At 62.9% G+C, this 20,443-nt stretch carries 25 protein-coding genes and 1 riboswitch; of the genes, 2 read left to right on the top strand and 23 right to left on the bottom strand.

The window, feature by feature from the left end; translation table 11 throughout:
* From LCF59_RS03500 to LCF59_RS03470, 7 genes are all read right to left on the bottom strand, one after another.
* Positions 1 to 315, bottom strand: a complete 315-nt coding sequence (locus LCF59_RS03500; RefSeq protein ID WP_292285628.1) for an antifreeze protein — start codon at positions 313 to 315, stop codon at positions 1 to 3.
* A 1-nt stretch (position 316) separates the two neighbouring features.
* Entirely contained in the window at positions 317 to 622 is a 306-nt protein-coding gene (locus LCF59_RS03495; RefSeq protein ID WP_292285626.1) for an urease subunit beta, read from the bottom strand.
* Complete coding sequence (locus LCF59_RS03490; protein ID WP_292285624.1) at positions 619 to 798, bottom strand: hypothetical protein; 180 nt, start codon at positions 796 to 798, stop codon at positions 619 to 621. The genes LCF59_RS03495 and LCF59_RS03490 overlap by 4 nt, the downstream gene beginning before the upstream one ends.
* 42 nt (positions 799 to 840) lie before the next feature.
* Positions 841 to 1,143, bottom strand: coding sequence for an urease subunit gamma (locus LCF59_RS03485; RefSeq protein ID WP_292285622.1), 303 nt, complete (start codon positions 1,141 to 1,143; stop codon positions 841 to 843).
* 3 nt (positions 1,144 to 1,146) lie between these two features.
* Positions 1,147 to 1,971 carry an urease accessory protein UreD gene (locus LCF59_RS03480; protein WP_292285621.1) on the bottom strand — a complete coding sequence of 275 codons (825 nt, stop codon included), beginning with the start codon at positions 1,969 to 1,971 and terminating at the stop codon, positions 1,147 to 1,149.
* Positions 1,972 to 2,142: 171 nt separating this feature from the next.
* On the bottom strand, positions 2,143 to 2,592 hold the full coding sequence (locus LCF59_RS03475; protein ID WP_292285619.1) for a hypothetical protein: 450 nt from the start codon (positions 2,590 to 2,592) through the stop codon (positions 2,143 to 2,145).
* A 3-nt stretch (positions 2,593 to 2,595) separates the two neighbouring features.
* The gene (locus tag LCF59_RS03470; protein ID WP_292285617.1) at positions 2,596 to 3,720 is read right to left on the bottom strand and encodes a lytic murein transglycosylase; all 1,125 of its coding nucleotides are present in this window, start codon (positions 3,718 to 3,720) and stop codon (positions 2,596 to 2,598) included.
* 200 nt (positions 3,721 to 3,920) lie between these two features.
* Between LCF59_RS03470 and LCF59_RS03465 the strand changes: the two genes are divergently transcribed.
* Positions 3,921 to 4,760, top strand: coding sequence for a 3-keto-5-aminohexanoate cleavage protein (locus tag LCF59_RS03465; protein WP_292285615.1), 840 nt, complete (start codon positions 3,921 to 3,923; stop codon positions 4,758 to 4,760).
* 168 nt (positions 4,761 to 4,928) lie between these two features.
* Here LCF59_RS03465 and rpsA read toward each other — a convergent pair whose 3' ends face one another.
* From rpsA to miaB, 14 genes are all read right to left on the bottom strand, one after another.
* The gene (gene rpsA / locus LCF59_RS03460) at positions 4,929 to 6,611 is read right to left on the bottom strand and encodes a 30S ribosomal protein S1 (protein WP_292285613.1); all 1,683 of its coding nucleotides are present in this window, start codon (positions 6,609 to 6,611) and stop codon (positions 4,929 to 4,931) included.
* Positions 6,612 to 6,890: 279 nt separating this feature from the next.
* Entirely contained in the window at positions 6,891 to 7,514 is a 624-nt protein-coding gene (gene cmk / locus LCF59_RS03455) for a (d)CMP kinase (protein ID WP_292285611.1), read from the bottom strand.
* Entirely contained in the window at positions 7,514 to 8,236 is a 723-nt protein-coding gene (locus LCF59_RS03450; RefSeq protein WP_292285609.1) for a tRNA (guanosine(46)-N(7))-methyltransferase TrmB, read from the bottom strand. The genes cmk and LCF59_RS03450 overlap by 1 nt, the downstream gene beginning before the upstream one ends.
* A gap of 48 nt (positions 8,237 to 8,284) precedes the next feature.
* Positions 8,285 to 8,827: a histidine phosphatase family protein gene (locus LCF59_RS03445; protein WP_292285607.1), complete on the bottom strand. Its 543-nt coding sequence runs from the start codon at positions 8,825 to 8,827 to the stop codon at positions 8,285 to 8,287.
* Entirely contained in the window at positions 8,824 to 9,567 is a 744-nt protein-coding gene (locus LCF59_RS03440) for a dienelactone hydrolase family protein (RefSeq protein WP_292285605.1), read from the bottom strand. Before LCF59_RS03440 ends, LCF59_RS03445 begins: the two co-directional genes overlap by 4 nt.
* Positions 9,568 to 9,636: 69 nt before the next feature.
* A complete protein-coding gene (locus tag LCF59_RS03435; protein ID WP_292285603.1) occupies positions 9,637 to 10,230 on the bottom strand; it encodes a rhodanese-like domain-containing protein in 594 nt (197 codons plus the stop codon).
* 72 nt (positions 10,231 to 10,302) lie between these two features.
* Positions 10,303 to 11,484 (bottom strand): methionine adenosyltransferase, encoded by a 1,182-nt coding sequence (metK, locus tag LCF59_RS03430; protein WP_292285601.1) that lies wholly within the window; start codon positions 11,482 to 11,484, stop codon positions 10,303 to 10,305.
* A gap of 3 nt (positions 11,485 to 11,487) precedes the next feature.
* Positions 11,488 to 11,535, bottom strand: a riboswitch (SAM-SAH riboswitch).
* Between the two features lie 12 nt (positions 11,536 to 11,547).
* Positions 11,548 to 13,035 (bottom strand): apolipoprotein N-acyltransferase, encoded by a 1,488-nt coding sequence (gene lnt, locus LCF59_RS03425; RefSeq protein WP_292285599.1) that lies wholly within the window; start codon positions 13,033 to 13,035, stop codon positions 11,548 to 11,550.
* 4 nt (positions 13,036 to 13,039) lie between these two features.
* Positions 13,040 to 13,975 (bottom strand): hemolysin family protein, encoded by a 936-nt coding sequence (locus tag LCF59_RS03420; protein ID WP_292285598.1) that lies wholly within the window; start codon positions 13,973 to 13,975, stop codon positions 13,040 to 13,042.
* Between the two features lie 2 nt (positions 13,976 to 13,977).
* Positions 13,978 to 14,520, bottom strand: coding sequence for an rRNA maturation RNase YbeY (gene ybeY / locus LCF59_RS03415; RefSeq protein ID WP_292285596.1), 543 nt, complete (start codon positions 14,518 to 14,520; stop codon positions 13,978 to 13,980).
* 58 nt (positions 14,521 to 14,578) lie between these two features.
* A complete protein-coding gene (locus LCF59_RS03410) occupies positions 14,579 to 15,556 on the bottom strand; it encodes a PhoH family protein (RefSeq protein WP_292285594.1) in 978 nt (325 codons plus the stop codon).
* A 75-nt stretch (positions 15,557 to 15,631) separates the two neighbouring features.
* Positions 15,632 to 15,934 (bottom strand): hypothetical protein, encoded by a 303-nt coding sequence (locus LCF59_RS03405; RefSeq protein ID WP_292285592.1) that lies wholly within the window; start codon positions 15,932 to 15,934, stop codon positions 15,632 to 15,634.
* A gap of 11 nt (positions 15,935 to 15,945) precedes the next feature.
* Entirely contained in the window at positions 15,946 to 16,476 is a 531-nt protein-coding gene (locus tag LCF59_RS03400) for an OmpA family protein (protein ID WP_292285590.1), read from the bottom strand.
* A gap of 128 nt (positions 16,477 to 16,604) precedes the next feature.
* Positions 16,605 to 17,927, bottom strand: coding sequence for a tRNA (N6-isopentenyl adenosine(37)-C2)-methylthiotransferase MiaB (miaB, locus tag LCF59_RS03395; RefSeq protein ID WP_292285588.1), 1,323 nt, complete (start codon positions 17,925 to 17,927; stop codon positions 16,605 to 16,607).
* A 111-nt stretch (positions 17,928 to 18,038) separates the two neighbouring features.
* Here miaB and LCF59_RS03390 point away from each other — a divergent pair, with 111 nt between their 5' ends.
* The gene (locus LCF59_RS03390) at positions 18,039 to 18,905 is read left to right on the top strand and encodes a hypothetical protein (RefSeq protein WP_292285587.1); all 867 of its coding nucleotides are present in this window, start codon (positions 18,039 to 18,041) and stop codon (positions 18,903 to 18,905) included.
* Positions 18,906 to 18,917: 12 nt separating this feature from the next.
* Here the strand turns inward: LCF59_RS03390 and LCF59_RS03385 are convergent, their stop codons facing one another.
* Positions 18,918 to 19,592, bottom strand: coding sequence for an FAD-binding oxidoreductase (locus tag LCF59_RS03385; protein ID WP_292285585.1), 675 nt, complete (start codon positions 19,590 to 19,592; stop codon positions 18,918 to 18,920).
* 59 nt (positions 19,593 to 19,651) lie between these two features.
* Positions 19,652 to 20,443, bottom strand: a complete 792-nt coding sequence (locus tag LCF59_RS03380; protein WP_292285583.1) for an enoyl-ACP reductase — start codon at positions 20,441 to 20,443, stop codon at positions 19,652 to 19,654.

Below are 20,443 nucleotides of genomic sequence, written 5' to 3'. Positions count from 1 at the left end.
TCATTTCCGTTTGATCCCACGTTTCGTCAGGCGGCGATGGTTGGCGCGGATCTTCTGCCGGATCGGCTTGACCGCCGCCGATGCGATGACATCCGCGTTTTCGCCCGCCCATGCGGCCCGCGATGCGTCCTGACCGCCCTTTGAAAAGGCAAAGAGTTTTTCGGTCAGCATCCGGCTGTTTTCAGAGGGCGGCACGGACCAAACGCCCATTGCCCCCAACAGGCGCATCGCAATCACGCCCTGCGCCTGTGCCTTTACAAGGCCGATCTGCACAGCGTTGGACCAATACTCGACCGGCATTACACCCCTGGCCATCCTAAAGCGCTCCCATGACCTGTTGATTGAAACCGATCACACGACCGGCGCCCACCAAGGGGATCACCTGCACCTCGCGGCGTTGTCCCGGTTCGAACCGCACCGCCGTTCCCGGTGCGATATCAAGGCGATGCCCGCGCGCCGCATCCCGGTCGAACTCCAGCGCCGGGTTGGCTTCAGCGAAATGATAATGGCTGCCAACCTGCACCGGACGATCACCGGTATTGGCGACCATCAGCGTGATCGCTTTGCGGTCGGGGTTCAGGGTCAGCGAGCCTTCCGCCGGGAACAGTTCTCCGGGGATCATTTGCGCGCCCGCAAGCGCGCGGCGGCAAGCCCGCCGGCCACGGCGATGAGACCAAGCGCGGAAACCACCGTCAGCCAATGCGCGCCATCATGTGGATGCACATGCGCGCCGGGATGTGCCATGGCGGCAGACGCCCAGGTCAATGCCACCGCAGCCAAAGCAAAACAGTTTTTCATGGTCATACCTCTTCGCTTCTTCTCTTTGACAAACATGCAAATTCACCGGATCGGATTGTGCACCGTCACGAGCTTGGTGCCGTCTGGGAACGTCGCCTCGACCTGCACTTCGTGGATCATTTCGGGCACACCCTCCATGCAGTGGTCGCGGGTGATCACCTGCGCCCCGGCCTGCATCATGTCGGCCACGGACCTGCCGTCGCGCGCGCCTTCGACCACCGTATCGGTGATCAGCGCAATCGCCTCGGGATGGTTCAGCTTCACGCCACGGGCCAGCCGTTTGCGCGCCACTTCGGCGGCCATGGCGACAAGCAACTTGTCCTTTTCGCGGGGGGTCAGATTCATGCCTTACAGTCTCCAGGATCGCGGCAGGGTGTCATCGCTCAGCCTGTCCAGAACAGGGAGCAGGGTCCGGCGCAATGCAAGGCCATCCGCCGCCAGCGCGCGCAGGACCAGCAGACCGTCCTGCACCAGCGACACGCCTGCCGCTTTCGGCAGCATCGCGCGCATCGGTTCCAGGTGCGCTTCGGCCTCCGGCGCGGCAAACACCACAAGTGCCATCGCACGCGCACCAGCGCCAAGTGCCGGACGATCGAGCGCCGTCGCGATATCGCCGTTCAGGGCACTGGCGTCGCGGAACAAGGGCTCGCCGCCCCGGTCAATCGAGATACGATCGGCGAACCGCGCCCGGGTCACGACCTCGCCCATGGCAAGACGTCCGAACAGCACTGGTTCAACGATCAACACACGGGCGTCATCCGCCATCTTGACATGAAGCGACCGGCACAACGCACCGTTCTGGAACAGGATCGTTTCCTGCGGCAGCCAATCAATCCGCGCGCCCCGGTCCGCGACCAGACGGGTGCGCACCTGCGCCGTGCTGTCATCGGCGGTGCGATACACGCGCTCCGCCGCCTGGGTGGTCAGCCGCAGCCGCGCATCGCGCCGTGCCTCGGCCGACACCGAGAACGTGTCCCCGCCTGTCAACCCGCCGGAGGTGTTGAGTATCACTCCCTCCACTGCATCGCGGGCCGGGGTCACAAGTACCTTGGCCGATCCGGTCTGATGCAAATCCGCCAATACCGACGCAGCGGCATCGCGCAGCTTGGCGGCAATGTGCATCTTGCCGTGGGCGCGTGGCGGAAAGGTTGGCAGAGCGGTCAGATGCGTCATGGGTGTCAGTTGTCGTCCGTCATGCGGGGCCGTTTGAACCCGGCTTACGCATCTGGGCAGGAAATGAGATGAGTCGGATGCGTCTCGACCCGCACGCCAGCCCTGCGTGCATGATTATTGGGCTATATTCGCCTTGCTGCACATAATTTGGGCGCCCTCGAAAAGGCGTCGTCACTCCAGCTCCGCACAGTCCGGCAATTTGTTCAGAACCACGTCACGTGACGGTCGCACGCTGTCCGGCAGATCCCGCAAGACCTCGTCCACAACCTCGGCGCTCAACTCCGCCACCTCGCAGGAATAGTCGCCGACCGTTCCCTCGGGATTGCTGTCCTGCCACGCCCGGAAATCCTGCGTCTCGAAGGCCAGCGCGGCCCCGCCACCGACGAACGGCACGGCCACGACCAGGCGCCGCAACCGCGCCTTGGCCTTGGCGCGCGCGACGGCCCGGGCCATTTCCTTGCGGTGGCGCACTGCCGCAGCCGATGCGCTGGCGGACACTGCAGCAACCTGGGCCGACAACGTCAGCGCGTGCAGGCCAAGGGTCACGACGCTGACCGCCAAGGCTGCGCAAAGCCACAACAGGACCACCGTCGACCGCACCCATCGAAACAGGCGCAGCATGGCTCAACGCAAGCTTTGCAACAGCGCCTGCGACGGCGTTCCCGTCACCGGCAGGCCGCGACTGCTCTGATAGGCGCGGATGGCGGTTTCGGTATTCGGTCCGATGACCCCGTCCACGCCTTGCGTATCAAAGCCCCGCTCGGTCAAACGCGTTTGCAACGCGACCCGGTCCGCCTTGGTCAAGCCGTTGGCATCGGGTGGAAAGCGCGCGCGGAGCGGCCCCGCGCCACCGATCCGGTCGGCCAGGTGCCCGACACCGATCGCATAAGCATCGGAATTGTTGTAGCGCTTGATCACACGGAAATTCGAGGTGGTTGCAAAGCGTGGTCCCCCGGGCTGCGGCTGCAGTGACCCGTTGGGCGACGCGCTGCCCCAGCCAAGGCCCCGCGTCCAGCCATTGCGTTGCAGGTACGCGGCCGCGGAGGCCAGTGCATCCGTCGGATCATCTGACCAGATGTCGCGCCGCCCATCGCCGGTATAGTCGACGGCGAATTGCAGGTAAGAGGTCGGAATAAACTGCGTATGTCCCATCGCGCCAGCCCAGCTTCCGGTCATCTGCGCGGCGGGAATATCGCCATTTTTGAGAATTTTCAGCGCCGCGATCAATTGCTGTTCAAAGAAACGTCCACGCCGCCCGTCAAACGCCAGCGTCGAGGTCGCCGAGATCACCGGCACCTGTCCGCGTCGTTCGCCATAGAAACTCTCCAGCCCCCATATCGCGCAGAGGATCCGGGCATCGACGCCGTAGCGCTCCTCCAGCGCATTGAGCGTGCCACGGTGGCGGTCAAAGGCGGCGCGGCCCTTCCGGACCCGCTCGTCCGAGGCCGCGATGGACAGATAATCCTCAAGGCTGCGCGTGAATTCGGTCTGGTTGCGGTCGCGCGTGACAACGCCGGGCAGGTATCCGGTGCCCCGGAATGCCGCCACAAGCGTGGATCGGGAAATCCCCTGCGCCGCGGCGCGCCCCTGAAACGCGGCCACCCAGTTGTCATAGGCGCCGTTCGGCACAGGCCGCAAATTGGCGGGCAAACCTGTTGCCGTGCCGGACGGGCCGGGTCCGCTGCGCGAACAGGCGGATAGGCCAAGGCCAATGAGCCCCAACCCGAAAATGCGTCGGTTCATCTGCATCGCTCTGCCCACCTCATTCTGCGTTTTGCAAGAGTGTGCAGCCAAGCCGGCGCCCGCGCAATGCGGCATCCTGCGACCCCGCCCTTGCCTGCGGATCGCCGCCATGCACCCAAGGGGCCGGACCTGTCGGCAACTGGTTTGACACCTTGGCGTTTCCTGCCAAACTGCCGGCCACCGGACCACAAGGACAGCTTGATCACATGCCCACGCCCTGCATCATCTGCGTCGCCATCACCGGGTCGCTGCCGACCAAGGCCGACAATCCCGCCGTGCCCGTCACGGCATCGGAACAGATCGAAAGCACCCATGCAGCGTTCGAGGCCGGGGCCACGATCATGCATGCCCATGTGCGCAACGATGATGAAACGCCAAGTTCGGATCCGGACCGGTTCGCGCGGCTCAAGGACGGCGTGGAAAAGCACTGTCCGGGCATGATCGTCCAATTGTCGACGGGTGGACGATCGGGCGCCGGCAGGGCGCGCGGCGGCATGCTGCCGCTCGGGCCGGACATGGCGTCGTTGTCCGTCGGGTCGAACAACTTTCCGACCCGCGTCTACGAGAACCCGCCCGACCTCGTGGCGTGGCTCGCCTCGGAGATGAGGACCTACGGCATCAAGCCCGAGATCGAAGCCTTCGACCTGTCGCATATCTTCCGCGCCGCCGCGATGCACAAGGCAGGCGAAATCACGGACACGCCTTACGTGCAATTCGTGATGGGCGTGAAGAACGCGATGCCGGTCGATCGCGAGGTGTTCGATTTCTATGTCCACACCGTCAAGCGCCTGTTTGGCAACGACGCGCCGTGGTGTGCCGCCGGTATCGGGGCGAACCAGATCGTTCTGAATGACTGGGCAATCTCGTCTGGCGGCCATGCACGCACTGGGTTGGAGGACAATGTCCGGCTCGACCGCGATACGCTAGCCCCGTCCAACGCGGCGCTGGTCAACCGCGCGGTCGAGCTGTGCGAGAAATATGACCGCCCCGTCGCCACATGGCAGCAGGCGCGCGCGATGCTTGGCCGGCGCACCATCGTCGCCTGACGCCGGCTTCTCCGGTTTTCAAATATCCTGCGGCTTCGAAGGCTTCCGGGGGCTGGTCTCTCCTGTCTTCGTCACCGCAAACAGGCAATGCGTTCTCGTATCACCCGATAAAAAAACCCCCGCATCCTGCGATGCGGGGGTTTGATTTTCGTATCCGACAGATCGCGATCAGTCGTCGTCGCTTTTCAACGCCGCACCAAGGATGTCGCCCAGCGATGCGCCCGAATCGGAGGATCCGTACTGCTGAACCGCTTCCTTCTCTTCGGCGATTTCGCGCGCCTTGATCGACAGGCCCAGGCGGCGGGTCTTGCTGTCCACGTTGGTCACGCGCACATCGACCTTGTCACCGACACTGAAGCGCTCGGGGCGCTGTTCGGCCCGGTCGCGGCTCAGGTCCGACCGGCGGATGAAGGACTTCATGCCCTCGTACTCCACCTCGATGCCGCCATCCTCGATCGCGGTCACCTGCACGGTGATAATCGAGCCGCGCTTCGTGCCACCGACGGCCTCGGCGAACTTGTCGCCGCCCAGCGCCTTGACCGACAGCGAAATCCGCTCTTTCTCAACATCCACTTCGGTGACAACGGCCTGAACCATGTCGCCCTTGCGGTAGTTCTGGATCGCGTCTTCGCCACGTTCGTCCCATGACAGGTCGGACAGGTGAACCATGCCGTCGATGTCGCCTTCGAGGCCAACAAACAGACCGAATTCGGTGATGTTCTTGACTTCGCCTTCGACTTCTTTGCCCTCGGGGTGTGTTTCTGCAAACACTTCCCACGGGTTGCGCATGGTCTGCTTGAGACCCAGCGACACGCGGCGCTTGGCGCTGTCGATCTCCAGCACCATGACCTCGACCTCTTGCGAGGTGGACACGATCTTGCCGGGATGGACGTTCTTCTTGGTCCAGCTCATCTCCGAGACGTGGACAAGGCCCTCGACACCGGGTTCCAGCTCAACGAAGGCACCGTAATCGGTGATGTTGGTCACGCGGCCCGTATGCACGGATTCCAGCGGATACTTCGCTGCGACCAGATCCCACGGGTCTTCCTGAAGCTGCTTCATGCCAAGGCTGATGCGGTGGGTTTCCTTGTTGATCTTGATGACCTGAACCTTGACCGTCTCGCCGATGGCGAGGATTTCCGACGGGTGGTTCACCCGGCGCCATGCCATGTCGGTCACGTGCAGCAGACCGTCAACACCGCCAAGGTCCACGAAGGCCCCGTATTCGGTGATGTTCTTGACAACACCGTCGACGGCCTGACCTTCGGACAGGTTGCCAATGACCTCGGCGCGCTGTTCGGCGCGGCTCTCTTCGAGGATCGCGCGGCGCGAGACAACGATGTTGCCGCGGCGACGGTCCATCTTGAGGATCTGGAACGGCTGCTTGAGACCCATCAGCGGGCCGGCATCGCGCACCGGGCGCACATCGACCTGGCTGCCGGGCAGGAAGGCCACGGCCCCGCCAAGATCGACGGTAAAGCCGCCCTTGACCCGGCCAAAGATCGCACCTTCGACGCGGGCGTCGTCGGCATAGGCCTTTTCGAGACGATCCCATGCTTCTTCGCGCCGCGCCATTTCGCGGGAAATGACCGCTTCGCCGCGCGCGTTTTCCGCAGAGCGCAAGAAAACCTCGACCTCATCACCGACAGAAATGTCGGGCGCTTCGCCAGGGTTTGCAAATTCCTTGAGATCGACGCGGCCTTCCATCTTGTAGCCGACGTCGATGATGGCCTGGCCCGCCTCGACAGCGATGACCTTGCCTTTGACAACGGACCCTTCGTCCGGTGTGTCCATTTCGAAGCTTTCGTTCAACAGCGCTTCGAATTCTTCCATAGATGCGTTATGAGCCATGTGGCGTCTTTTTCCTTTACGTATCATTTTTCTGGCCGCGCGGTTGTCTCCGCCGGTCTGGGGTGATGCCCGCACTTGTGGCGAACGAATTTGGTCAGGGCATTCACAAAACAAAGAGGGCCGGTAAGTGCCGACCCCTGCTCGATCAATGTCTTGCGGCTATGTTTGCCCTCTGCGACGCGCGGGAATTACCAGAACCCGGGCAGCAAGGCAAGTGTTTACACCGCGCATGTGTCCTTCAGGGTCTGCCGCCGGAGCGATACGGGGCGACTGTCTGCATCATCGCGGCCTGCGTTGTCGGGCCGCTTCGATCACGTCCACCGTCTGCGCCACGGCTTGCGCAATGGTCAGGTCCGATGTGTCCACGACCACCGCGTCCTCGGCCGGGCGCAGCGGGGCATCACTGCGGTTCATGTCGCGGTCATCCCGCGCTTTCACCTCTGCAAGCACCGTCGCGAATTCCGTGTCGTAACCCCGGTCCCGAAGTTCCTCGAAGCGCCTCTGCGCCCGGACTTCGGCGCTTGCGGTCACGAACAGTTTGACCTCGGCCTGCGGACAGATCACCGTGCCGATGTCGCGCCCATCAAGAACCGCCCCGCCAGAGCGCCGCGCAAAAGCGCGCTGAAAATCCAGCAGCGCCGCGCGCACCTCCGGGATCACCGCCACCTTGGAGGCCGCCTGGGCCGTTTCGGCGGTGCGCAGGGCCGGCGTGCCAAGGTCTTCGGCCACAAGGGCATGCGCGGCAGCGATCGGATCTTCCCCGGTCAGCATCCGTGCCCCAACCGCGCGGTAAAGCAGCCCGGTGTCCAGATGCGCCAGGTCGAAATGCGTCGCGACCGCCTTGCTGATCGTGCCCTTGCCAGCCGCAGCTGGTCCGTCGATGGCGATCGTGAAAGGTTGCATCAGTCCGGCTTTCGAAAGGTCATGTAATGCGGCATGCGCCCTTCGCGCAGCGCTTTCATCTCGTAGCGGGTGGAATACCAGTCCTCCCAAGGGTGGCGCCAGTCACCGGGCCGTTCGGCCAGCCATTCGAACCCGGCTTTCGGCACTTCGATCAGGGTTTGGCGGACGTAGTCTGGAATATCGGTGGCAACGCGGAATTCGGCCCCCGGTGCCAGCACGGTGTAAAGCGGGGCAAGATGGTCCTGTGTGACAAACCGCCTGCGATGATGCCGCTTTTTCGGCCATGGATCGGGATAGAGCAGGAACGCCTTCTCGATCGACCCACCGGGCAGAACGTCGAACATGTTGCGCACATCGCCGGGAAAGACCCGCAGGTTGCTGACATCGGCATCGCGGATCTTGCGCAGGAGCATGGCAACGCCGTTGATATACGGCTCGCAGCCGATAATCCCGACATCGGGGTAACGCTGCGCCTGGTGCACAAGATGTTCGCCGGCTCCGAAGCCGATTTCGAGCCAGACAGGCTTGTCTCCGAACATCGCGTCCAGCTTGAGAGGCGCGCGATCCGGGTTGTCTTCCCATGTCACCGGTCCGGGGCTGAGCCTGGCCAGATCCTCGGTCAGATAGGCCTCCTGCGACTTGCGCAGGCCCTTGCCCTTGAACCGGCCATAGAAATTTCGCCATGGTGCGCCGGAGGGGTGCTTTGTCTTTGTCTTGTTCATGCCGCCCCGTTTAGCGTCGGCATCGGCTGGTCGCAACGGCGGTCAGCTTCATGGATCGATCAGGATGGATCCGAGCACATCAAGACCATCACCGGCATGACGCACGACCAACACTTCGCCCGACCGTGTCGTGGTCCCGGTAAGCGCGCGAATATTGACCTGGTGACTTACGACAAAGGGGCGCCCCTGCTGATTTTCCAACAGTTCCAACGCCGCGTCCGTTCGACTGTCGCGTGCCGCGAAATCGCGGAAAAAGGAATTGAATGCGGGCGTGTCTTCTACCGGAGCCAGCGACAAAAGCGTGGCGGTATCCCGGCTCCGGCACCATTGGCTGGTCAACACCACATCAAACGCGTGACCACGGTCGCGAAAGGCGGCACCGAGCCGCTCTGCCTGTGCCCGGCCCCTATCGTTCAGATTGCGCTGGGTGCTGCAATCGCCCAGCGCAAAACGCGCCGGATCACCGGTACCGGGGGCCAGCGCATGTCTCATGATTGCGAACGCGCCGGGGGTATCCAGCGCGTCCCAATCGTTGGCCCAAACCAGCCCGGGCCAAAGCAGAGCGAGGAGCAGGACAGCCCGATGGATCATGTTTGCTCGTCAAGGAAGTCCAGAAGCCCTTGCCAACTGCCCTGATCCGCAGCGAGGTCGTAATCGTTCGAACCGAACACCGTGAAGCTGTGGCGGGCACCGCCGAACACCTCTGCCCCGTGGGTCACACCCGCAGCCTGCAATTCATCCAGCAGCGCCGCAAGGTCAGCCATCCCGGACACCGGATCCGCGGAGCCATGGAACATCATGATCGGCGCGGTGGCAGCAGAGTAATCCTGCCCCTCGGGTGTGCCCAGACCGCCGTGAAAGCTCACGAAGCCATCAAGGTCCGCCCCTGCGCGCGCCGCCTCGAGCACCGCCGCGCCGCCAAAGCAATAGCCCATCATGACATGGGTATCGGTGGCCCCGGTGATGTTCGCGGCCTCTTCGATCGCCCCCATCAGCCGCGCCCGGAATTCCTCGCGGTCGCTGTACATCGCGCCGGACAGGGCACGATATTCATCGACGCTTTGCGGGGTCTCCTCCGCGCCATAGACGTCGATTGCAAAGGCGGTGTAGCCTAGGGCTGCCAGCATTTCGGCGCGGCGTTCCTCGTAATCGGTCATCCCGTCCCAGTCATGTACGATCAGAACGGTGCCCTTCGGCGTGATCGCCGTGTTGGTGGCGACGTACCCTTCATACTCCCGGTCACCGACGGTGTAGCTGTGGTACTCGGCGGACATCTCGGCCTGTGCGGCAGTCGCGGTCAGGGCAAGCGTGGCCAGAAACGGTTTGAACATGAGGATCTCCTTTTTGTTGTGCTGTGGCACTAAAGTTAGCGCTGGATGCAGAAAGACAAACCGCGGCCGCTAGCTGCCGCCGCCCGTCACTGTCAGCCCAAGCAGCCGCCAGACCTGCATCCCGCCGCGATAATAGGAGATCTTGTCTGCGGGAAACCCCGCCTCGACCATGTTGCGGATCGCGGTCGGAGACTGGCCACACCAGATGCCGTTGCAAAACAGTGCAACCTGTTTGGCCCCCGCGCAGTCCCAGCCCTCGAAATCCGGTTCGCAGCCCAGCTGGCCCAATTCGTCCAGGACATAGGGATAGGGGATGTTGATCGCGCCCGGGATCGTCCCCCCCTCGAACCAGTCCGATGTGCGGCTGTCCACGACCACCGCATCGGGGTCTTGCAACAGGTCGATCAATTCCAGCTCTCCGATGGTGCTGACACCCTCGGCGGGCGTGATGGGCTGGATACAAAACTCCGGACAGGGCCGGGAGGTACGGGCCCATTCCCCCGTTACTTCGTTCTCGGTGTCCTGAACCCGTCCGATCTCGACCGGACCGTTTCGGGTTTCAACGGTGGTGGTTGGCATATCCTTGGAAATGCCCACCTCGGTTTCCGCCCCGGCCGCCGTGGCCAAGGCAGCCAGAGCAACGCTCATTGCGATCTGTCTCATCGGGTCTCCTCCTTCGACATGTCAGCTTGTGTGACAAGCCTAGCCGTCGGCGGCCCCGGAGTCACCGGGGGATCAGACCTCTTTCGCCAGCGCCTCGGCCAGATCGGTCCGTTCCCAGCTAAACCCGCCATCCGCCTCGGGCGCGCGGCCGAAATGGCCATAGGCCGCCGTGCGCTCGTAGATCGGCTTGTTCAGTTGCAGATGGGTCCGGATGCCACGCGGGGTGAGGTCCATGACCTTGGGGATCGCCCGCTCGATCGCCGCGGCGTCGATCTCTCCGGTGCCATGCATGTCGGCATAGATCGACAGCGGCTTGGAGACGCCGATCGCATAGCTCAGCTGGATCGTGCAGCGCTCTGCCATGCCCGCCGCGACCACGTTCTTCGCCAGATAGCGCGCCGCATAGGCCGCCGAGCGGTCCACCTTGGTCGGGTCCTTGCCCGAGAACGCACCACCGCCATGCGGGGCCGCCCCGCCATAGGTATCGACGATGATCTTGCGGCCCGTCAGGCCCGCGTCGCCATCCGGTCCGCCGATCACGAATGTGCCGGTCGGGTTCACCCACCATTCGGTATCGTCCATCAGCCAGCCTTCGGGCAACACCTCGCGGATGTAAGGTTCGACGATTTCCCGGATATCCTCGGAGCTTTGACGGTCATCGGCGTGCTGGGTCGACAGCACGACGGAGCGCACGCCCATCGGCTTGCCATTCTGATAGACCACCGAAACCTGCGACTTGGCATCCGGGCGCAAAAGCGGCTCGGCCCCCGATTTGCGCGCCTCCGCCAGTCGGCGCAGGATCGCGTGGCTGAACTGGATCGGTGCGGGCATCAGCGCGTCCGTCTCGTTCGTGGCATAGCCGAACATGATCCCCTGGTCACCCGCGCCCTCATCCTTGTCGCTGGACGCATCGACGCCCTGTGCGATATGCGCGGACTGGGGATGCAGCAGGTTGGTGATCTCGCAGGTTGCGTGGTGAAACTTGTCCTGCTCATAGCCAATGTCCTTGATACAGGCGCGTGCGATATCGGGAATACGCGCCATGTAGCCGTCCAGGCGGGATTGATCTGACAGGCCGACCTCGCCGCCGATCACGACGCGGTTCGTGGTCGCAAAGGTTTCACAGGCGACACGGGCTTCGGGTTCTTCGGAAATCAGCGCATCAAGGATCGCATCCGAGATTCGGTCACAGACCTTATCCGGGTGGCCCTCGGACACGGATTCCGAGGTGAAGATGTAATTTTGTCTGGACATGAGTGCTCCATTGGGGTCTGCCGTCACGTCAGGAAGCCGTTGTGACGGGAATGAGGCTTTGCGTTACGCCCGGGGCGCGGATTGGTCAATGGGATTGCGCTGTTCGCGAATGACCAGCGCCCCAAATGCCACAAAAGCCGCGAGCAAGGCCAGCCAATCTCCCGAGCGCGCATAAAGCGTCGGGGCGCCAGCCACCGGCACGGGCACATCCAGAAATCCGGCCCGCCCCAGAGGCAGCGCGTCGATGATCCGGCCCGCCGGGTCGATCACGGCCGAAATGCCGGTATTGGCCACCCGGATCATCGGAACCCCTTGTTCAATGGCCCGCAAGCGCGCCTGCGCCAAATGCTGTTGCGGCCCCGCATAGGTGCCGAACCACGCATCGTTGGTGATCTGGAGAAGAAGGTCCGGCCGCGATGGCGCGCCATTCACATCTTGCGGAAACACCGCCTCGTAACAGATCAGTGGCAGCGCCTGTCCCAACTGACCAAGATCGACCAGCGCTGGCCCCGGCCCTGCCGAATACCCCGCATCGGCGCGCGCGGCGAGGCCAAGGATATCGAATCGCGCGAAAAAAGATGCAGCCGGCATGTATTCGCCGAAAGGCACCAGATGGTGCTTGTCGTAAAGATCAGAGACCGCGCCCCGCGCGTCCAGCCGGACCAGCGAGTTGAAATACCGCCTCTCTTCTTCGCGCTGAATGCCCAGCACCACCGGCGTGCCGGCGGCAGCTTGCGCGATCACGTCAAAGGTTGCACCCGCGTCGTCCAGCAAGTTCGGCACCGCCGTTTCCGGCCAGACGATCAGATCGGGTTCGGGCCGCTGCGCGGTGAAATCCACCTGACGGTTGAAAAAGACCGGCATATAGGCGCGGTCCCATTTCTGATGCTGCGGCGCATTGGGCTGGATCAGGCGCACGACGGGACGATTCGTCAGGTCTTGCAGCCCCGGGGTCAGGGCTGTGCCGCCGATCCACAGGGCACCTGTCGCCCCGATCACCGCACCGCCGATCACGGCAGAGCGCTGCAAGATTGCCTGCGCGGCCAGCGCCGCGAGCAGCAATGTCACCAATGTCAGGCCATGCGGCCCGAAAACGGCGTGCCACTGCGCAGCCGGCGTGGGTGCCCAGACATAGCCAACCAGCCCCCACGGAAACCCCGTGAACAGGTAAGCGCGCACAAGCTCCATAACGGCCCAGCACAGCGCGATGCCATAGGCCGAACCGCTGACCCGCCGCCCCAGCCAGAAGGCCAGGGCCCAGAGCAGGGCAAGACCGCATGACAGGCCGATGACCGCGAACGGCGCCATCCAGCCCGTCAGGGCCGCATCCACCTGGAACGGCTGGTAAATCCAATGCAATGAGACCGCGAAATAGCCTGTTCCGAACAGCCAGCCCGTCCAGCCCGCCGGGCCCGATGCGCGATCCGCGCGTGACAGCACAAAAAGCGCCACCAGCGCCGCAATGGCGGCCCACCACAGATCGAAGGGCGGCTGGCCCAGCGCAAAGCCTGCCCCCAGCGCCAGTGCTCCGAAACGGCGGGCCAGTGCCATGGTATCAGGCGCTGGGGGCCGTCGCGGCGTCGGCAGCCTCGTGCGCCCGCGCCATGTCCCCCTTGGCGGTGGAGATCAACCTAACCCGCATGCGTTTTATGCGGCGGGGATCGGCGTCGATCACCTCGAACTCGGGGCCTTGCGGGTGCGGCACGACCTCGCCCCGGGCGGGCACATGGCCGGCCAGCATGAAGACCAGCCCTCCAAGCGTATCGATTTCCTCGCCGTCGATATCGTCATGATGCGTCAGCCCCATGCCGATCTCGGCCTCGAATTCCTCAAGCGGGGTGCGGGCGAACGCAAGGTAGACGCCCTGCTTTTCGCGGGTGAAATTGCGACCTTCGTCAAGATCGTGTTCGTCCTCGATGTCGCCGATGACCTGTTCGATCAGGTCCTCGATCGTCACCAGCCCGTCAACCCCGCCATATTCATCGATCACCAAGGCCATGTGCCGCCGCTCGGTCTGCATCTTCGCCAAAAGGACACCGATCGGCATCGACGGCGGCACGAACAAGAGCGGCCGCAGCATCTCCTTGAGGTCGAAATCACCGTTGTCGCCATTGAAGCCGTATTTGAGCGCGATATCCTTGAGATGCGCCATGCCAATCGGTGTATCGAGCGTGCCGGTATAGATCGGCAACCGGGTCATCCCGCTTTCGCGGAAGACACCGACCAGCTCTTCCTTGGTGATCGCATCCGAGACCGAAACGATATCGGCGCGCGGCACCGCAACATCCTCGACGCGCATGCGGCGCAGGTTCATCATGCCGTGTATGGGTGTCATTGCTCGGCTTACCTGGGGTGATGGCACGCTTGCACCCTCGGACTCGGTGCCGCCGAACATGCCGCGCACCCGCGTCAGAAATCCGCGCTCCATTGTTGTGTTGTCCGTCCCTCGCGCGCCCTGCGCCGCGTTAGACGAGTCGTCGTTGTCGTCCATCTTTACCTGTTCCAATGGGACCCGTCCCGGGCCTGATACTCGATATATGGGTCCGCGATCCCCATCTTGCCAAGTATCCGCCCTTCAATAGCTTCCATCAACGTGGCATCACGGTCACGAATGTGATCGTAACCCAAAAGATGCAACACCCCGTGCACAACCAGATGGGTGATGTGATCGCGCAGCGGTTTGCCCGCGGCTTGAGCCTCCCGCAGGCAGGTTTCATAAGCAATGGCGATATCGCCCAGCGCCTCGCCCATGAGCGGATCGGGCGGCGGCGGAGCGGCGGGCGTTTCGCCATCCCTGTCGGGCGCAAGATCAAGGGCGGGCCAGCTCAGGACATTGGTGGGGGCAGGTTTGCCGCGAAATTCGGTGTTCAGCCGGGCAATGCGGGGATCGTCACAGGCCAGGATCGCGATTTCATACCCGGCAATCGGCAACGCCAGATAGTCCAGTGCGGTGCAGGCGGCCTGTTCGGCCAGCGACGCAAAGCCGGTCGCTGTCCAGCGCGGGTCCTCGATGACGATGTCGGTCAATGTGGTCACTGGCTGTCCATTGGGGGCCAGCCCCCAAACCCCCGGAGTTTATCTGGCAAGATGAAGATCAGGGCGTCTCCGCATCCTGCTCATAGGCGTCGATGATCGCCGCCACAAGCGGGTGGCGCACAACATCCTTGCCGGTGAAGTAATTGAAGCTGATTTTCGGGATCGTCTTGAGCAACCGTTCCGCATCCGAAAGGCCAGAGGCAACGCCGCGCGGCAGATCGACCTGTGTCCGGTCGCCCGTGACCACCATGCGCGACCCTTCGCCAAGGCGGGTCAGGAACATCTTCATCTGCATCGAGGTGGCGTTCTGCGCTTCGTCCAGCACCACGAAGGCGTTGGACAGCGTCCGACCGCGCATGAAGGCCAGGGGCGCGATCTCGACGGTCTTTTCCTCGATCATCCGCGCCAGTTGCTTGCCTGGCAGAAAATCGTTCAGCGCATCGTAAAGCGGCTGCATGTAGGGATCGACCTTGTCCTTCATGTCGCCCGGCAGGTAGCCCAGCTTTTCGCCCGCCTCGACTGCCGGACGGCTCAGGATGATCTTGTCGACCTGCCCGGTGATGAACATGTTCACGCCCACTGCCACCGCCAGATAGGTCTTGCCCGTGCCCGCAGGCCCGATACCGAACGCCAGTTCGTTTTCGAACAGCGACCGGACATAGGCTTTTTGCGCATCGGTCCGCGGCTCCACCAACTTCTTGCGGGTCTTGATTTCGACCTTGCCGCCCTCGAACATCTCGATCTGGCCCTCGGGCACCGCGTCCTCGGGCGCCATGCGAAACTCGCGGTCAATATCGGCGGGATTGACACTCTTGCCCTGTTCGAGACGCTGGTAGAGCGCCATGAGCACCTCGCGGGCGTCGGCCTGCGCATCGCGGTCACCATGGATCGCCAACTGGTTCCCCCGGCGCAGGATCTGCACGCCCAATCGCGTTTCGATCTCGGTCAGGTTGCGGTCATATTCGCCGCACAGGTCGATCAGCAAACGGTTATCAGGGAATTCTACAAGCGCATCTGACAATATGTCTGTGGTCACGCGGGTCTCCGGATCAAGGGTGGCGGCATCAGGGTGTCAAGTTCCGTCACGCAGCGCAAGCGCTCACCCCACCGATCAAAGAGGGTCCCCGATCAGCCCGGTCGATCCAGCCTTGAAATTGCCGATCGCGGTGTTGGGTTCATCGGCATTGCCCGAACAGATCGGCCGGCCCCGCGCATCGAGCCGCGGCGTCAGGTACCCTTCAACCCCGTCGTCGATGATCCAGTGATCGCAGCCGTTCGGATCAATCCAGATACCCGCCTGCAATTCGCTCAGCGGCTTGGCATCCCAGCCACGATCGACGCTTTTGTCGGGGGTCGACCTTTCACAGGCCGCCAAGGACACGCAAACGAGGGTTAACATGGTGATCCGAAGCATCGCGGGTCTCCTCAGCGCAGGCACAGGATTTCCACCCGGCGATTCTCGGCCATTCCGGCCGCACTTGCATTGCTGGCGGTGGGGCGGCCTTCGCCGAACCCCCGAACAGAATAAACCCGCGCGCCCGCCTGTTGCGCGACTTGGGCGACCGCCCGGGCGCGCTGTTTGCTCAACCTCATGTTGTAAGCCTCGGAGGCGCGGCTGTCGGTATGGCCTTCGATCACGAACCCGTTGGCCGACCGCGACGCGAAGAACCGTCGCAGCCCCGCGACGCCGGCAGGGGAGATCCGCGCGCTGCCGGTGTCGAACATCGTGTCGGTGGGCACGACGCCACAGCGGCTGATCTCGTGGCAGACCGGCGTTCCATCGCGGCGCAGATGCGGGCTCATGAACCCTTCGATCCCGTCATCCATGGCCCAGTGTTCACAGCCATCCGGATCGATCCAGACCCCGGGGATGTATTTTTCCGCCTGTTGCGCCATGCCGAACTGGGGCACGGCCAGCGCCACGCTGAAGACCAACACGGTCAAACGACTCATCATTCACATACCCCTCGACGGTGGTGCCTGTCCTGCCCGGAGCCAAAACACCCGATTCACCTGCATACTACCAAAGACAGCGGGGCTTGGAAGGGTAAACCTCAAGATGTCGTAGGTGCGTCACCCTTGCGTCACTCCGCCAGCTCGCCCTTGAGCGAATTGCGTCCCGACTCGACGATGCGCACGCGTCGCAGATCGCCAGCCTGCAAGCCGTCTGCCTTGACGTGCACCGCGTGCAAGTGATCGGACTTGCCCACCATCTGCCCCGGCAGGCGCCCCGGCTTTTCGAACAGAACCCCGACCTCCTGGCCCAGCATCGCATCCTGGGCTGCCTTCTGCTGTTCGGTGATCAGGGCCTGCAAACGCTGCAGGCGGTCGTCCTTGACGTCTTCGCTCAACTGGTCGCGTTCGGCCGCGGGCGTGCCGGGCCGGGTGGAGTATTTGAAGCTGTAGGCATAGCCGTAATTCGACGCGCGGATGATGTCCAAGGTCGCCTGGAAATCCTCTTCGGTCTCTTCGGGGAAGCCGACGATGAAATCGCCGGACAAGAGCAAATCGGACCGCGCGGCGCGCAGCTTGTCGATGATCGCCAGATAGCTTTCCGCCGTGTGCTGCCGGTTCATCCGCTTGAGGATACGATCAGAGCCGGACTGCACCGGCAGGTGCAGATAGGGCATCAGTTTCGGACAGGTGCCATGTGCCTCGATCAGGTCGTCTGTCATGTCGTTGGGGTGGCTGGTGGTGAAGCGGATACGCTCCAGCCCGTCGATATCGTTGAGCGCCCAGATCAGACGCGCCAGAGACCAGTCGCCACCCTGCCCGGCGCCGTGATAGGCGTTCACGTTCTGGCCCAGCAAGGTGATTTCGCGGACGCCGCGTTCCACCAGGTCGCGTGCCTCGGTCAAGACACGATCCGCCGGACGGCTGACTTCTGCCCCGCGCGTATAGGGCACCACGCAGAAGGCGCAGAACTTGTCGCAGCCTTCCTGCACGGTCAGGAACGCGGTCGGGCCACGCCGGGCCTTGGGGCGGTTCTTGAGAACCTCGAACTTGTCCTCTTCGGGAAAATCGGTGTCCAGCGCCTTTTCGCCGCCTTGCGCCTTCGCTTCCAGCTCTGGCAGACGATGATAGCTTTGCGGGCCGACAACCAGATCGACCATCGGCTGGCGGCGCATGATCTCCTCACCCTCGGCCTGCGCGACGCAGCCGGCGACACCGATCTTCAGGCCCGGCTTGTCTGCCTTCAGCCCCTTGAAACGGCCCAGCTCGGAATAGACCTTTTCCGCCGCTTTCTCGCGGATATGGCAGGTGTTGAGCAGGATCATGTCTGCATCATCGGGCGTTTGCGTCTCGACATAGCCCCGACCGCCCAGCACCTCGGCCATGCGTTCGCTGTCATAGACGTTCATCTGACAGCCATAGGTTTTGATATACAGCTTTTTCGGCTCAGACATGGTCGAGTCCTCCGGGCAGGTTCAGAGCGTGGCGATACCGCATGTCACCCCTGTCTTGCAATGCACGCTTTTTTCATCGATTCTGCGAAAAATTCCCGCAGAGGACCCTTCATGCGTTTTGCAGGCTACACGGAGTTTCTTTCAAAGGCCCCCCGCGCGATTGCCAAGGGGCCGGTGGCGCTTGTCTTTGTCGAAGACGCGGTCGAGATCGACACGACGCTCCGGCACAACCTGCAACTCGGGTTTGCATCGGTGGTCGCTTTCATGTCACCGACGTTTTCAGTGGCAGACGACGTGGCCGAGCAGATCATTCGGGTCGACGCCGACCTCGCCCGTGACAACAACCGCGAAGAGATCGTGAATGCGATCATCGCCAAGGCGCCCGGCGTCTGGTTCTACACCTGTTACAATACCGAGTACCTGTTCTTCCCGTTCTGTGAAACGCGCACGATCACAGAGCTTTTGGCCTTTCACACCGAAGAACGGCGCGACGCGATGCTGTGTTATGCGGTCGATCTCTATGCCGGGGATCTGGACACCCATCCCGACGCCGTGTGCCTGGACGACGCACATCTCGACCGGTCAGGGTATTATGCGCTTGGTCGTCTCGACCCGGTCACGCACCATCCCCGGGACCGGCAGCTCGATTTCTTCGGCGGCTTGCGCTGGCGCTACGAGGAACATGTTCCCGCAGAGCGCCGCAAGATCGACCGCATCGCGATCTTTCGGGCCAGGCCCGGGCTCGAATTGCGGCAGGACCACACGTTCAATGACGAGGAGTACAACACCTATTCCTGTCCGTGGCATCACAACCTGACGGCGGCCGTGGTATCATTCCGCACGGCCAAGGCGCTCAAGCGCAACCCCGGCTCCACGTTTTCGATCGACACCTTTTGCTGGCACAATTCGGTGCCCTTTGAATGGCACTCGCGGCAATTGCTGGACTTGGGGTTGATGGAATCGGGCCAGTGGTTCTGACCTGGCCTTCGGTCAGTCCAGATCCTCCGTCACGATCCGGCTTTCCCCGACCCCCAATGACAAGAGCGCAGCCTGGATGTCGGCGATCATCGGCTCGGGGCCGCACACATAGATCGGGCCGTCCGAACCTTCGATGATGCCTTCCAGGAACTCCGCATCAATCCTGTCGCGAGAAAATTCACTGTCGGGATCATCCGTCACGACGAAATGACAGGTCAACCCCGGCATCGACGTAAACGTCTCTCGCAGGATGATGTCGGCCTCGGTCTTGTTGGAGAACACGAGCTGGCAATCTTCGAGGGTGCCATGGGTTTGCAATCGCCGTTTCAGGACCGCGATGAACGGCGTGACCCCGGCGCCACCGGCAATGAAGATACCCGGCCCCTTGTCTTCGATCGCGCCCCATGGCGCACCGATCTCGACCTGATCGGTCATCTGCATTCCACCGATCTGCTCGGTGACGCCGCCATGGTCGGGATAGGACTTGATCACGAATTCCAGCGTCGGATCGGTGGGCAGCCCGGTGAAGGTGAAGGGGCGTTGCTCGTCCCGCCAGCCGTCTCGGGCGAGCGCAAGATCACAAGCCTGACCGGGGACGTAATCGTAAGTGTCGGGCTTGTTGAACACCAGGTGATAGGTATCGTGCGTCACCGGTTCGATGCTTTGCAGCGTCAGCGTATGGGTCATGACAGGAAGCCTCCTTTTGCGACGTCAACGATCCGCCAAGGCCCCTGTTCCGATCCGGGTCAAAGATGCTCGTATTGCGGCATCCCCAGAACATGGAACCCGCCATCGACGCGCAGGATCTCGCCCGTTGTGCAAGCCCCGGCGTCCGAAGCAAGGTAAACCGCAGTGCCACCCACCGCCTCGAGCGTCGCATTCGACCGCAGCGGCGCGTTCTGATCGGTATGCTTGTACGTCTTGCGTGCCCCGCCAATCGCGGCCCCCGCCAGCGTTTTCATGGGTCCGGGCGAGATCGCGTTGACGCGAATCCCCTCCGGACCCAGATCATTGGCAAGATACCGGACCGAGGCCTCAAGCGCGGCCTTTGCCACGCCCATGACATTGTAATTCGGCGTCACGCGCGTCGATCCCATGTAGGTCAAAGTCAGCAGCGTGCCGCCGTTTTCGACCATCAGGGGGTGCGCCCGCCGCGCCACGTCAATGAAGCTGTAAGCCGAGATATCGAGCGAGCTTTTGAAATTGTCCCGAGACGTGTTCAGGATCCGGCCCTGCAATTCGGATTTGTCGGAAAAGGCGATCGCGTGAACAACAAAATCGATCGTCGGCCACCGCTTGCCCAAGGCCTCGAAGGCGGCATCCATCGACGCGTCATCCGTAACGTCGACATCAACCATGAAATCGGACCCGACACTGGCCGCCAACGGCTCAAGCCGCTTGCCGAATGCCTCGCCCTGGTACGTAAAGGCCAGATCCGCCCCGGCCTCGGCCATTGCCTTGGCGATTCCCCATGCCAGGGACCGTTCGTTGGCAACGCCCATGATAAGGCCGCGACGGCCCTGCAATTGTCCACTCAT

The organism is Marivita sp., from assembly GCF_020055675.1.
In the GTDB taxonomy this organism is placed as follows: domain Bacteria; phylum Pseudomonadota; class Alphaproteobacteria; order Rhodobacterales; family Rhodobacteraceae; genus Marivita.
This window is presented reverse-complemented; position numbering and strand designations above follow the sequence as displayed.